This is a genomic window from Xanthomonas sp. LMG 12462, assembly GCF_009192885.1.
In the GTDB taxonomy this organism is placed as follows: domain Bacteria; phylum Pseudomonadota; class Gammaproteobacteria; order Xanthomonadales; family Xanthomonadaceae; genus Xanthomonas_A; species Xanthomonas_A sontii.
This window is the reverse complement of sequence record NZ_NMPP01000016.1, coordinates 95,792-109,193: the sequence shown is the minus strand read 5'-3', so window position 1 is coordinate 109,193 and position 13,402 is coordinate 95,792. Positions and strand designations below refer to the sequence as shown.

The 13,402-nt window shown below is 71.0% G+C and carries 13 protein-coding genes and 1 tRNA gene; 5 read left to right on the top strand and 9 right to left on the bottom strand.

From position 1 onward, the window contains the following. Positions 1 to 133: 133 nt before the first annotated feature. The 6 genes from CEK69_RS05870 to CEK69_RS05845 form a co-directional block, all read right to left on the bottom strand. Positions 134 to 1,114 (bottom strand): TraB/GumN family protein, encoded by a 981-nt coding sequence (locus CEK69_RS05870; RefSeq protein WP_152244385.1) that lies wholly within the window; start codon positions 1,112 to 1,114, stop codon positions 134 to 136. A 13-nt stretch (positions 1,115 to 1,127) separates the two neighbouring features. Beyond that, positions 1,128 to 2,057 carry a DUF1684 domain-containing protein gene (locus CEK69_RS05865; protein WP_017916695.1) on the bottom strand — a complete coding sequence of 310 codons (930 nt, stop codon included), beginning with the start codon at positions 2,055 to 2,057 and terminating at the stop codon, positions 1,128 to 1,130. Beyond that, entirely contained in the window at positions 2,057 to 3,934 is a 1,878-nt protein-coding gene (gene mutL / locus CEK69_RS05860) for a DNA mismatch repair endonuclease MutL (protein ID WP_152244383.1), read from the bottom strand. The genes CEK69_RS05865 and mutL overlap by 1 nt, the downstream gene beginning before the upstream one ends. A 134-nt stretch (positions 3,935 to 4,068) precedes the next feature. Further along, positions 4,069 to 5,649: an N-acetylmuramoyl-L-alanine amidase gene (locus tag CEK69_RS05855; RefSeq protein ID WP_152244381.1), complete on the bottom strand. Its 1,581-nt coding sequence runs from the start codon at positions 5,647 to 5,649 to the stop codon at positions 4,069 to 4,071. A gap of 80 nt (positions 5,650 to 5,729) precedes the next feature. Then, positions 5,730 to 6,212 carry a tRNA (adenosine(37)-N6)-threonylcarbamoyltransferase complex ATPase subunit type 1 TsaE gene (gene tsaE / locus CEK69_RS05850; protein WP_152244379.1) on the bottom strand — a complete coding sequence of 161 codons (483 nt, stop codon included), beginning with the start codon at positions 6,210 to 6,212 and terminating at the stop codon, positions 5,730 to 5,732. Then, complete coding sequence (locus tag CEK69_RS05845; protein ID WP_152244377.1) at positions 6,209 to 7,696, bottom strand: NAD(P)H-hydrate dehydratase; 1,488 nt, start codon at positions 7,694 to 7,696, stop codon at positions 6,209 to 6,211. The genes tsaE and CEK69_RS05845 overlap by 4 nt, the downstream gene beginning before the upstream one ends. A 23-nt stretch (positions 7,697 to 7,719) precedes the next feature. On the opposite strand from CEK69_RS05845, the gene queG reads away from it, so the two are divergent. From queG to CEK69_RS05830, 3 genes are read left to right on the top strand one after another with little or no spacing between them, the layout of a single operon-like run. Then, entirely contained in the window at positions 7,720 to 8,826 is a 1,107-nt protein-coding gene (gene queG / locus CEK69_RS05840) for a tRNA epoxyqueuosine(34) reductase QueG (protein WP_152244375.1), read from the top strand. A 26-nt stretch (positions 8,827 to 8,852) separates the two neighbouring features. Next, positions 8,853 to 10,193 (top strand): exodeoxyribonuclease VII large subunit, encoded by a 1,341-nt coding sequence (gene xseA / locus CEK69_RS05835; protein ID WP_152244373.1) that lies wholly within the window; start codon positions 8,853 to 8,855, stop codon positions 10,191 to 10,193. Positions 10,194 to 10,221: 28 nt separating this feature from the next. Continuing rightward, positions 10,222 to 10,608 (top strand): hypothetical protein, encoded by a 387-nt coding sequence (locus CEK69_RS05830; protein ID WP_152244371.1) that lies wholly within the window; start codon positions 10,222 to 10,224, stop codon positions 10,606 to 10,608. 267 nt (positions 10,609 to 10,875) lie between these two features. Here CEK69_RS05830 and CEK69_RS05825 read toward each other — a convergent pair whose 3' ends face one another. Next, complete coding sequence (locus tag CEK69_RS05825; protein WP_043092287.1) at positions 10,876 to 11,421, bottom strand: lipocalin family protein; 546 nt, start codon at positions 11,419 to 11,421, stop codon at positions 10,876 to 10,878. Positions 11,422 to 11,516: 95 nt separating this feature from the next. After that, positions 11,517 to 11,795: a hypothetical protein gene (locus CEK69_RS05820; RefSeq protein WP_226975056.1), complete on the bottom strand. Its 279-nt coding sequence runs from the start codon at positions 11,793 to 11,795 to the stop codon at positions 11,517 to 11,519. Between the two features lie 207 nt (positions 11,796 to 12,002). Between CEK69_RS05820 and CEK69_RS21400 the strand changes: the two genes are divergently transcribed. Then, positions 12,003 to 12,125, top strand: a complete 123-nt coding sequence (locus CEK69_RS21400) for a hypothetical protein (protein WP_255424809.1) — start codon at positions 12,003 to 12,005, stop codon at positions 12,123 to 12,125. A gap of 5 nt (positions 12,126 to 12,130) precedes the next feature. Here CEK69_RS21400 and CEK69_RS05815 read toward each other — a convergent pair. Next, positions 12,131 to 12,206 (bottom strand) — tRNA-Phe (locus tag CEK69_RS05815). 683 nt (positions 12,207 to 12,889) lie between these two features. Here CEK69_RS05815 and CEK69_RS05810 point away from each other — a divergent pair. Then, positions 12,890 to 13,366, top strand: coding sequence for an LEA type 2 family protein (locus tag CEK69_RS05810; protein ID WP_152244369.1), 477 nt, complete (start codon positions 12,890 to 12,892; stop codon positions 13,364 to 13,366). Positions 13,367 to 13,402: the final 36 nt, after the last annotated feature.

Here is a 13,402-nt window from a genome sequence, read left to right as displayed (position 1 = left end):
TACCCCCCCCCCCACCCCCTCCCCCGGGGGGAAGGGGCTTTTTGCCCCCCCTCCCCCCCTCGGGAGAAGGTGCCCCGCAGGGGCGGATGAGGGTACGGCCGCACGCCAACCACACGTGCGACGCACCTTCCCGTCAGCGCGACTTCGCGGGCTTGCAATTCCCGCAGATCCGCTCGACCTTGTAGCCGCGCGCGCGCAGGCCATCGACCACGCCGTCCGGCCCGAGCAGGTGCAGCGCACCCACCACCACCAGAGTGTCGCCGCCGCCGTCCTTCAGGCGCTGCTCCAGGCGCGGCAGCCAGGCCTGGTTACGCTCCACGTCGATGCGCTGGTACAGCCGCGGGTAGTCGCGCTTCATCTGCGCGCCGATCTCCTGCCACAGCTGGCGCTCGTCGCCGCGGCGCCAGGCGTCGTGCAGGCGCAGCGTCTGCGCCGCGCCCTGCTCGGCATCGTCCAGCGCCTCGGTCAGCATCTGCTTCTGCTCCACCGGGTCCATACCGTCGAGCAGGTCGATCTGCGCCTGCGCGGTCTCCAGGCCCTCGGCACTCTTGCCGTCCTGCAAGGCCAGTGTCATGAAATGACGATCCAGCCCGGCATCGGCCTCCAGGCCCTGCGCCTTCATGTCGGCGATGCTGATGCTGAGGCCGACGAACCACGGCTCGAAGCCGCTCATCTGCGCCAGCGGCAGGCCGTGACCGGCGGCATAGCGGCGCAGCCGCTCCCAGGTCGCCGGGTCCAGATCGTCCTGCAGCCGCTTGCCGTCGTGGCGCTGCGCCGCCTGCAGCATCTGCGCGCCCAGTTGCGGCGCGTCCACGTCCTTCGGCGCCAGTTCGAACAGCAGCCGCGGCGACGCCGCGTAGGCCGCATCGACTTCGCGCGCCAGCGGATAGTCGTCGGCCTTGAGCATGTGGAACGAGCCCAACAGGTACAGCGTGCCGCGCGGGCCGCTGACCTTCCACAACAGCGGCGTGGGCGGCACCACCGTAGGCGCTGCGGCGGCGGGAGCGACAGGCGTCGCGGCCACCGGCGGCGGCGTGCGGGCCAGTGCCGGCAGCACCAGGCACAGGGACAGGCCCAGCAGCAGGCGGCGCAACAGGCGCGGGAACGGGGTCATCGGCATCCTCGGGTCAATGGGCAGCGGCGTAGGCCTTCTCGCCGGCATCCACCGCCAGGTCGAGGCGGTTCTCCGGCGGCGGCAACGGACAGGTGGCGAACGGGGTGAACGCGCACGGCGGGTCGTAGGCGCGGTTGAAATCCAGCACCACGCTGCCGTCGGCCGCGGGCGGGTCCACATCCAGGAAGCGCCCGGCGGGGTAGCTGCCGTGGCCGCTGGTGCGGTCGGCAAACACCACGAACAGCGGCTGGCCGGGTTCGCCGATCGCCTGCAGGCGGTAGCGCTTGCCGCCGCGCTCGAACTCCAGCGCACCGGGATTCGGCGATGGCGTGGTGACGCCGATGATGTCGACGATGGGCAGGGTCGTGCCCGGTGGATTGGGCACGAAACGCCCGCGCACGCGCCAGGATTCGGCCAGCGGCCAGTACGGCACGCCTGCGAAACCGAGCCGGGTCGGCGCATCGGCGTGCTTGACCCGCAGCGCATAACGGCCGCCACGTTCGATCAGGCTGAGCTTGCCCTTGCCGTCGTCGAAGTCGATCACCGTCGGCTGCGGATCGTGGTCGCTGTACACGCGGATCCGCCCCTGCACCGGCGCGCCGGCGACGCTGAGGGCGGCGCCGCGCTCGGGGGTCAGGTACACCTCGCGCTGCGCCTGCGACACCAGCGCCATCCGCGCCGGCCCCACCGCCAGGCGGATGCCGCTGTCCGGGCCGCTGCCGATGTAGTGCTCCTTCAATTCCAGCCAGTGCAGGCCGACCAGGCTGGTCCAGCCATCCGGCGCCTGCAGTTCGCGCTGGCGCTGCGCGCGCCAAGCCTGCTCATCGGCCACGAACCGTGCGTCCATCGCCTTCGGCGCGGCCGGTGCCGGCGCCTGCTTGCCGCAGCCACTCAAGGCGACGAGCGCCGCCAGCAGCGCTGCCGTCCACATCCGCTTGTCCATCACCGCCCCCGCAGGAACCAACGATCGATCTCGCCCAGGGTGAACCGTGCCCAGGTCGGACGCCCATGATTGCATTGTCCGGAGCGCTCGGTGGCTTCCATGTCGCGCAGCAGTGCGTTCATTTCCGGAATGGTGAGGCGGCGGTTGGCGCGCACCGCGCCGTGGCAGGCCATGGTCGACAGCAGCGCATCGCGCGCGCCGGCGACACGACCGCTGTGACCGTGTTCGCGCAGGTCGGTGAGCACGTCGCGCAGCAAGGCCTCCGGCTCGGCCTGCGCCAGCAGTGCGGGAATGCTGCGCACGTGCAGCGATTGCGGTCCGCTGCGGGTGATCTCGAACCCGAGCGCGGCCAGCGTCTCCGCCTCGCGCTCGGCGGTGTCGGCATCGCGTTCGCCGACTGCCAGGGTGATCGGCACCAGCAGCGGCTGCGCGTGAAGGCCGATGCCATCGTGCGCGGTCTTCAGGCGCTCGTAGCCGATGCGTTCGTGCGCGGCGTGCATGTCGACCACGATCAGGCCGTCGGCGTTCTCGGCCAGGATGTAGATGCCGTGCAATTGCGCGATGGCGTAGCCGAGCGGCGGCACGCCGCTGTCGGCGGCAGTCGGCGGCAGGCCGCCGGCAGGGTCCTGGGTCTGCCGCGGCAGGCTGGCGGCGCTTCCCGCGTCGGCGGTGGGCGCGTACAGCGCCGCGTACGCTGCAGGCGCCTCTTCCACGCGCAAGCCCAACGGCGATTGCGCCGGGCGCCACTGCGCGCCGTAACCGTAGCCCTGCCCGCCACCACCACCACCACCACTGTTCGGCGCGCCTGTGCCCGCCCAGGCCGCAGTACCCGCGGCTGGCGGCGGCAGCGCGGCGTCGGCGCCGATCGCGCCGGGCAGGCTGCCGGCACGGGTCTGCGCCAGCGCATCCTGCAGCGTGCGGTAGACGAAATCATGGATCAGCCGCGCATCGCGGAAACGCACCTCGTGTTTGGCCGGATGCACGTTGACGTCGACCCGCGCCGGCTCCAGTTCCAGGAACAGCACGTAGGCCGGCTGGCGGCCATGGAACAGCACGTCGCCGTAGGCCATCTTCACCGCATGGGCGACACTGCGATCGCGCACCGAGCGGCCGTTGACGTAGAGGTACTGCTGGTCGGCGCTGGCGCGCGAGTAATGCGGCTGCGCGATCCAGCCATGCAGGCGCAGGCCGGCACCGCCGTGGTCCACGCGCAGCGCCTGCTTTGCGAAGTCTTCGCCGAGGGTCTCGCCCAGGCGCGCGTCCGAATACAGATCGCCCGGCTTGTAGCGCCGCGACGGCTTGCCGTTGTGCGAGACGCGCAGCTCCACGTCGGGGCGCGCCAGCGCCAGCGAACGCAGCCACTCCTCGATGTGGCCCAGTTCGGTGCGCTCGGCACGCAGGAACTTGCGCCGCGCCGGCACGTTGTAGAACAGCTCGCGGACCTCGACCAGGGTGCCCGGCGGCAACGCACGCGGCTGCACCTCGCCGACCTTGCCGCCGTCGACCTGCAGCGCCGCACCGTGTTCGTCGCCGGCACGGCGCGAGGCCAGGGTGAAGCGGCTGACCGAGGCGATCGACGGCAACGCTTCGCCACGGAATCCGAGCGTGCCCACCGATTCCAGGTCGTCCAGCGACGCGATCTTGCTGGTCGCGTGCCGCGAGATGGCCAGCGGCAGTTCCTCGGGCGCGATACCGCCACCGTCGTCGCGGATGCGGATCAGGCGCACGCCGCCTTCTTCCAGATCGATGTCGACGCGGTGCGCACCGGCGTCCAGCGCGTTCTCCACCAGTTCCTTGACGACAGAGGCCGGACGCTCGACCACTTCGCCGGCAGCGATCTGGTTGATCAGGATCTCGGGCAGCTGACGGATGCTCATGCCTTCCTCGCTCCATGCGCGCACAGACGCGCGCCGGTCGTGGCGACAGGACGAAAACGACAGCAGAAGAAGAACATCGGCACGGCTCGCGGCGCGGACGCCGTCATCGAGGATCAGCCGTTAATGATAGCGCCTCAGCGGCTGCCGCCGGCCACCGTGCTGGCCGCTTCGGCCTCGGCCTGCGCGCGCGCGGCGAACAGCGTGCCCGGCGGCGGCTGCCGGGTGAAGAAGGTGCTGACGCCATCGAGCACGGCACCGGCGATGCGGCGCTGGTAGGCCGGATCGGTCAGCCGGCGTTCTTCGTCCGGGTTGGAGATGAAGGCGGTCTCGACCAGCATCGCCGGCATGTCCGAGGTGCGCAGCACCGCGAAGTTCGCGCGCTCGATCTCGGGCTTGTGGTTGTTGCCGATCCGCTTGAGTCCGCCCAGCACTTGCTCGGCCGCATCTTCGGAGGACTTCATGTGGCCGCTCTGGGCCAGGTCCAGCAAGACGTTGGCCAGGGTGCTGTCGGTCTTCTGCAGGCGCACGCCACCGATCAGGTCGGCGGCGTTTTCCTTGTCCGCGAGCCAGCGCGCGCGCTGCGAGGACGCGCCCTTGGTCGACAGCACGTACACCGAGGAACCGGTCGCGCTGCGGTTCTCTGCCGCGTCGGCGTGGATCGAGATGAAGATGTCGGCCTTGGCCGCGCGCGCCTTCTGCGCGCGCATCGGCAAGGGAATGAACACGTCGGTAGTGCGGGTCATGTAGGCCTTCATGCCCGGCGTGGCGTTGATCTGGCGCGCCAGTTCGCGGCCGATCGCCAGGGTCACGTCCTTCTCGTGCTTGCCGGTCGGACCGCTGGCGCCCGGATCCTGGCCGCCATGGCCGGGATCGATGGCCACGATCAGCGGACGCATGCCGGGCGCCATCTTCACCCGCGAGGCCGCGCTGGGCATGACCGGCCGCGCTTCGGCGGCAGCTGCCACCGCCGCATCGTCGTCCGCGTCGTCACGCTCGGACGGCGCGTTCGCCGGCGGCGCGACTGTCGCAGGCGCCGGCGTCGGCACAACGCCGGGCATAGGACGGCCGGCCACCGCGGCAGCAACGCTCGGCGCAGAGGCAGCGACGGTCGGGGCTGGCGTGGGCGCGGCGGGCGGCGGCACCGGGGTCGGCGCTGGCTGGCTGGCACGCTGCACCACCGACGAGGTCAGTGCCGCGGTCGCGCGTGCGGCTTCGGCGCGCGCATCCACCGCCGGCTTGGGCGCTGCGACAGGCGTGGCCTGCGGCATCGGGGCCACGGCTGCCGGCGCGTCGGCGGCGACCACCTTGCCCGCCGGGGCCTCGCCCGGCCACTCGATCACCAGCACCGAACTGCCGCCGATGGTCTGCATCTGCGGCTTGAACGCCACCACCGAACTGCTCAGGTCGAACACGATGCGCAAGGTGCCCGGCACCGGATGGCCGGTGCGCACTGCGCTGACCACGCCGCCGCCGGCCGGCAGCTTCAGGCCCTTGGCAGCGGAGGAATCGGGAAGATCGACGACCAGGCGATTGGGATTGGCCAGCGACAGCGTGCTGAAGCCACCGCTGCCCTGCAGACGGATCTCGGCGCGGGTGCCGGTGGCGCCGTTGTCGAGCGAGACCGACTGCACCTGCCCGGCAAACGCCGTCTGCGCCGCCAGGCACCAGCCTGCGGCAGCGGCGAAACTGGCGAAAAAACGGGTCCCCGGGCGCATAACGCGATTCAAACATCGCCGGGAGTCAAAGGCAAGCGGTTTTCCCTTAATAATCCATAACCTGCCTTCACTTTCTAGCGTCAGCCGGCAAAAAGTCCCTGCAAGTCGGCCTGCTGGGCCAGCTGCGCCAGCCAGGCGGTCCCCACATCGGTACGTGCCTGCAGGGCGACACGACGCCCGTCGCCGTGCACCGCCAGGCGCACGTCCAGATCGGCGGGCGCCAGCACGTCGCCGCCGCGCTCCGGCCATTCCACCAGCCACAGCGTGGCCCCGCCCTCGTCCAGCCCGAGGAAATCCAGTTCGCCCGCCGCGCCGATGCGGTACAGATCCAGGTGCCAGGCCTCGCCATCGGCCAGCGGGTAGCGCTCCACCAGGGTGTAGGTGGGGCTGCGGATCGCGCCCTGCACCCCGAGCGCGCGCAGCAGCGCCCGTGCCAGGGTCGATTTGCCGGCACCCAGATCCCCGTGCAGATGCACCGAGGCCTGCGCCGGGCGGGTCGCGGCCAGCGCGCGACCGAGCCGTTCGGTGGCCTGGCTGTCGGGCAGGAACAAGCTGAGGCTCATGGTTCGGATTCCGGATTGGACAGGCGCCGCAGCGCCGGCAACAGGTCGGTGGGCAGCAGGCCGCGCTGGCCGTCGGCGGCCGCGCGATCGCCGGCGCCGGCATGCAGCAGCGCGCCGACGCTGGCCGCCTCGAACGCCGGCAGGCCCTGCGCGCGCAGCGCCGCGACCACCCCGGTCAACAGATCGCCCATGCCGCCGACCGCCATGCCCGGATTGCCGGCGGCGATCACCCGCGGCGTCTGCCCGGGCGCGGCGACCAAGCTGCCGGCCCCTTTCAGCACAATCGTCGCCTGATAGCGTTCGGCCAAGGCCGCAGCGGCCGCGAAGCGATCGCGTTGCACCTCGGCCGTTGAAATGCCGAGCAGGCGCCCGGCCTCGCCCGGGTGCGGCGTCAGTACCGCCTGCGGGACGGGCCGCGGCGCCTGCGCAAGCAGGTTCAATGCATCGGCGTCCAGGATCAGCGCGCGGTCCGAATCGGCCAGGACCGTCTGCCACAGCGCCTGCGCCCAATCGTCCTGGCCAAGCCCGGGCCCGAGCGCAACCACACTGGCCTTGCGCAGCAACGGCGCCAGCGCCGTCGCATCGTCGACCGCATGCGCCATCGCCTCCGGACAGCGCGCCAGCAGCGGCGCCACGTGCGCGCCACGGGTGGCCACGCTGACCAGGCCGGCGCCGCTGCGCAGGGCCGATTCGGCACTGAGCATCACCGCTCCGCCGCTGCCGAGATTGCCGCCGACGCACAGCACATGCCCGGAGTCGCCTTTGTGGCTGTCCTGCCGGCGCGGCGCCAGATGGCGGCGCAAGGCGCCGACGGTCCAGGCCTGTGCGCGCGGCACGCAACCGGCGAACGCAGCCGGCGGCACCTCCAGCGTGGCCAGTGCGCGCTCGCCGACATGGTTCAAGGCCGCACCGGTATGCAAGCCGGCGTGGGCCACGATGAACTGCAAGGTCAGCGTCGCCGGCAACACCGCGCCGGGCACGCTGCCGGACTCGGCGTCCACGCCACTGGGCACGTCCAGCGCGAGTACCGGCGCGCCAAGTCCGCCCAGCGCGCCGAGCAGCGCCGCCAGTTCGGCGTCCGGCGCGCGATTGAGGCCGATGCCGAGCAACGCATCGACCACCACGTCGGCCGGCGCCAGTGCCGCGTCGAACTCCTCGATACGGCCGCCGACGCCGATGTAGTCGGTGCAGGCGCGTTGCGCCAGCGGCGACTGCGGACCGCGCCCGGGCAACTGCAGCACGCGCACCTGGCGTCCGGCGCGATGCGCCAGCCGCGCCAGCACGTAGCCATCGCCACCGTTGTTGCCGCTGCCACAGGCCACCAGGATGCGCTGCGCCTGCGGCCAGCGCTGCAACAGCGTCTGCCACGCGGCCTGACCGGCGCGCTGCATCAGCGTGTAGCCGTCGCCGCCCAGCAGCGCGGTGGCCTGCGCATCGATGCGGCGCGCGTCCGCGGTGGCATAGAGATCGAAGCAGTCGTACATGCACGGGATTCTATACTTGCGCGATGTCCGCCCGCCTCGACATCGCCGATCCCCACACCGCGGCCGCGCGCATCCGCGCGCTGGCGCGCACGTTCGGCTTCCAGCGCTGCGGCATCGCCGGGATCGAGCTGCAGCAGGACGAGGCGCATCTGCGCGACTGGCTGGAACAGGGCCTGTACGGGACGATGCACTGGATGGCCCAGCATGGCGACAAGCGTTCCCGCCCGGCCGAACTCATTCCCGGCACATTGCGGGTGATCTCGGTGGGCCTGGACTACGGCCGCAACGACGACGATTCGGCCTGGGACACGCTGCGCGACGGCGAGCGCGCCTACGTCGCGCGCTACGCGCTGGGCCGCGATTACCACAAGCTGATGCGCAACCGCCTGCAGAAGCTGGCCGAGCGCATCCAGGACGAGATCGGCCCGTTCGGCCACCGCGTGTTCGTCGATTCGGCACCGGTGCTCGAACGCGCCCTGGCGCGCGACGCCGGCCTGGGCTGGATCGGCAAGCACACCTGCCTGATCGACCGCAACGGCGGCTCCTGGTTCTTCCTCGGCGAGATCTACGTCGATCTGCCGCTGCCGATCGACCCGCCGGCCAGCGCCCACTGCGGCACCTGCACGCGCTGCATCGACGTCTGCCCCACCCAGGCGATCGTCGCGCCGTACCGGCTCGATGCGCGCCGTTGCATCGCCTACCTCACGATCGAGCACGACGGCGCGATTCCCGAGGAACTGCGCCCGGCGATCGGCAACCGCATCTTCGGCTGCGACGACTGCCAGCTGATCTGCCCCTGGAACAAGTTCGCCAAGCGCAGCGACGAGCCGGACTTCCGCGCGCGCAACGATCTGGACAAGGCCACGCTGGCGCAGTTGTTCGCCTGGGAGGAAGACGAGTTCCTTCGCCGCACCGAAGGCAGCGCGATCCGCCGCAGCGGGCACGAGCGCTGGCTGCGCAATATCGCCGTAGCGCTGGGCAACGCCCCGACCACGCCGCAGGTGCTGGCCGCGCTAGGCGCGCGCGCGCAGCATCCCTCGCCGCTGGTGCGCGAGCACGTGCAGTGGGCGCTGGCCCGGCATGCAGCCACGTCGACGCAGCCGGCCACAGCTGCCGACGTGCGAGGATAGGCGCCCGTACGCCCTGCACTGCCCGCATGTCCGATCGCGCCGACCAGATCCTCAGCCCCAGCCAGCTCAACACGCTGGCCCGCGACCTGCTGGAGAGCGCCTTCCCGCTGGCCTGGGTGGAAGGCGAACTGGGCAACGTCACCCGCCCCTCGTCCGGCCACCTGTACTTCACCCTGAAGGATGCGCGCGCGCAGGTGCGCTGCGCGATGTTCAAGCCCAAGAGCCAATGGCTGCGGTTCGTGCCGCGCGAAGGCCTGCGGGTGCTGGCGCGCGGGCGCCTGACCCTGTACGAAGCGCGCGGCGACTACCAGTTGGTGCTGGATCATCTGGAGGAAGCCGGCGAAGGCGCGTTGCGCCGGGCGTTCGAGGAGCTCAAGGCCCGGCTTGCCGCCGAAGGCCTGTTCGCCAGCGAGCGCAAGCGCGCCCTGCCCGGCTTCGTGCGGCGCCTGGCGGTCATCACCTCGCCCAGCGGCGCCGCGGTGCGCGACGTGTTGAGCGTGCTCGGCCGGCGCATGCCGCTGCTGCAGGTGGACATCCTGCCGAGCCTGGTCCAGGGCGACAGCGCCGCGGCGCAGATTGCCGCCTTGCTGCGCCAGGCCGACGCCAGCGGCCGCTACGACGCGATCCTGCTGACCCGCGGCGGCGGCTCGCTGGAGGACCTGTGGGCGTTCAACGACGAACACCTGGCACGCACCATCGCCGCGGCAGTCACCCCGGTGGTGTCGGCCGTCGGCCACGAGACCGACGTGACCCTGGCCGATTTCGCCGCCGACCTGCGCGCGCCCACCCCGTCGGTCGCCGCCGAATTGCTGGTGCCCGACCAGCGCGATCTCGGCGCGCGCCTGCGCTCCCAGCATGCCGCGTTGCTGCGCTGGCAGCAGCACCGGCTGCGGCAAGCGCAGCAACGCGCCGACCGCGCCCTGCTGCGCCTGCAGGCGCAGAGCCCGCAGGTGCGCCTGCAGTTGCTGCAGCGCCGCCAGCACGAGATCGGACGACGGCTGGCGGCGGTGTGGCGGCAGCAGCAGGAACGCCGGCATGCCCAGTTGCGCCATGCCGCCGCGGTGCTGCGCGCCGCGCAGCCGCAACGGCGGCTGGCGATGCTGCGGGTGCGCCTGCTGGCGCTGGGCCGACGTCCGCAGGCGGCGATGGCGCGGCAACTGCAGACCGATGCGCAGCGCCTGCGCGCACTGGCGCGTGCACTGGAGACGGTCAGCCCGCTGGCGACCGTGGCGCGCGGCTACAGCATCCTGACCCGCGTCGACGACGGCAGCGTGGTGCGCTCGGCCGCTCAGGTCGCCCCCGGCGATCGGCTGCGCGCACGCCTGGCCGACGGCGAACTGCAACTGCGTGCCGAGCGCGAAGAGTGACCCGTCCACCCGCATCGCCTCGCCGCCCATGACCGACAGCATTCACGAAGGAAGGATCAAGGCGATCCTGCAGGGCATGCGTCGCGCCGAACGACGCCGGGCCGAGCGGCGCGCCGACAGCAGCGACCTGCTGTCGCTGATCGACGGCGCCGCCTATGGCGCACCGGAGGATGCGCAACGCGCACTCGCCTGGCTGGCGCATGACGGCACCCTGGAGCATCTGAACCACGCCGACCTGCACAATGTCGGCGACACCATCTGCGTGGCCTGGAACGGCTGCGGCAGCGATCTGGCGACGCTGGCGCAATGGCTGCGGGAGGTGCGCCTGGCCGATGGCCGCAACGCCCTGCAGGCGCTGCGCGACGGCGACAGCGCAGACCTGCTGGCCGCGGCACTGACGGCATTTCCCGGCTGACGCCGAGCGGTTGCAGCGTCCGTCACACAGGGTGGCCTGCGACGCGTCACCCGGCATGCACGATGCACTGCCAGACAGCAGGCGCCAAGGCGCATCTTCCAGGGCAACGGCCACCGCCGGCGGAAGCAGCCGGCCACAGCGAACTGCAAAGTCGCTGCCCCAAGCGTCGCGCAACGCGCGGCAAAGTCCCAGCGATGGCCCAGTCTTCAGCGCCTGTCGCCCATGCGGCACCGGTTTGCCCGCAAAGACGCGCCGGCAGCGCCCCACTCAGTCCAGCGGCGCGACCACCAGCAGCGGGTCGAGGTCGTACCCCATCGCCACCGCCTTGGCCTTGATGCCCTCGAACACGCTGCGCTGCATGCGCGGCGAGCGCGACAGCACCCACAGGTACTTGCGTCCGGGTTCGCCGATCAGCGCCCATTGATAATCCGGGTCGAGCGCGATCACCCAGTAGTCGGCCCACACCATCGGCAGCCAGGCCAGCCAATCCGGCGCGAAGCGCACCTGCAGCCGCCCGGGATGGCCCTCCACCCGCCGGGCCACACCGTCGGCCGCCAGCGTGTCGCCGCTGGCGGTGCGGCAGGCGTTGCGCACGCCGACCTGACCGTCGTCGCGCAGCACATAGGCCGCGGTGACGTCGCCGACGCATTTCTTCTGGAAGGAGACCGGCAGATGCGCGATCTCGTGCCACTGCCCGGCATAACGGCCGAGATCGAACGCGGCGACCGAGCTCACCGGCTGCGCGGCGCGCAGCGGCGGTGCGAGGCACAACAGGCACGCCAGCAACAGCAGCGCGATCGGCGAAAGGCGCATGCGCAGGTTCCGATGGACGGGAAGCAGCAGCTTATGCAGGAGCGACGCAGCGATGTAAAGCGCGGCGCAAGGCGCCGGCCGTCATGGCGCTGCGGTCAGTTGCTCAGATCGGCCATGGAGTGCTGGTCCGGATGGCTGGCGCACTGCACCGGCTCGCGCAGCACCACGCGCTCGACCACCCCGTCGCGCCGCTGCAGGTAGGTATTGACCATCACGCACTCGGAACCGACCTGCTCGATGTAGGGCGCATCGGCACCGTGACCGCCCTGCTCGCCCGCATGCTCGGTCCGGTCGGAAGGGGCTGCCACGGCGTTGCCGGCCATGGCCAACAGCAGGGCCACGCCGCCATATCTCCGTCCGAATCCGCTGGTCATTGGCAGGTTCCCCCGATTGCCCGTGCCTATGATTACGACAGCCAGCGCCGTTGATTGAGCGGAAGATCCCGAAAAACCGTGAACTGGGTGCAGTTGTCTACGCACGTTGACACGCCTTCTTCACACCCGATCAGGGCAGAGGACAGTCGCAACAGGCCTCGCGCATGCGGAAATCTGCACAGCGCGGGAGATCGGCCCGGACGCCGAATGACGACGCCGTACGCCACCTTCGACGACGGCGACCAAGGCAGCACAACACACCGCCAAGGCATGCAGATGCCGCAAACCCTCGCGGCAAAAGAAAAGGGCCTGCATTGCTGCAAGCCCTGAAAGAATGGTGGCCGAGGACGGAATCGAACCGCCGACACGGGGATTTTCAATCCCCTGCTCTACCAACTGAGCTACTCGGCCACTGCGCAACGCGGCAGGACCGGTGCGAGGACGCGCATCATAGCGAGGTGATCGGGATTGGGCAAGCGCAATGTTGCAGAATTTTCCTACCGACCGCCGCGGCCTGCGCCGACTGCGTCCGATCCGAGGGCACGCGATGCTGGACACGTCCTCGGCATCCGGCCGGCGCACGGCAGGGACGCCTTGGTGATGGCCGCCGGCCGGATCGCCGAGGACACCGACCGGACGCCCGGCCAGCCGCGGTCATTCCGCCGTACCTGAACGTCCGCAGGCACGTGCGGGTCAGCCTGGATGATCTGGTGGGTTGCTGCGCCAAGGGCGATCGGAGGAGCAGCAACGGAGGTGGATGGCATGACGGAACGGGGTGATGGCCGGCCCACAGGCCGGCCGCATGCCGGATTGAGGGCTGACGGCAGATGGCACGACGCGGACGACGCCATCGCGCAGCTAGGTTGGGCGGGCCTGCCATTCCAGTGGCGGAAGCGCTCGACACCAAGCGAAGGCGCCAGTAGAGCGTGTCCGCTGTCCGCCTTGCGTCACGCCACGTCGCGCGCGACCGCCGGCATGCCGCCAGCTTTCCGTAGCCCGCGCAGTCCGGGGGAGGCTCCGCCATCGCTGCGCCACCACGGCAGACAGGGGTGTGGTGTAGTCTTCGCCGGTCTTCCTTTCCGTGGATTCCGCCCATGCGTCACCCGCTCCGCCTCGGCTTGCTCGTGTTGTGCACCGCGTTGCTCGGCGCCTGCAGCGACGGCATCGTGCGGCGTGTGTCGGACCCGGCCGCCAGCGTGCAGCAACTGACGGTCAACATGGACGGCAGCTGGAAGGTGGACCTGCGCCTGCAGAACTACAGCAGCATTCCGATGCGCTACGACACCCTGCGTCTGGACCTCGGGGTGGGCGGCGAAGCGGCCGGCAGTCTGCAGGCCGCACCCGGCATTTCGATCGGCCCGGAGACGGCGGACGTGGTGAGCGTCGCGCTGAAGCCCAGCTCCAGCGCGCGCATGGCCGTCGCCGATGCCCTGGCCGGCCGCCGCAGCCTGGAGTACACCCTGAAGGGCAGCATCGCCGCGACGCCGGAAGACAAGAAGCAGCGCAGCTTCGAGATCGACACCCGCAACATGCTCTCGCCCGCGCCCGGCCTGGACGGCGTGCTGCGTTGACCCGACGGTGGCGCTGAGGCGCCACCTGCCCCCGCT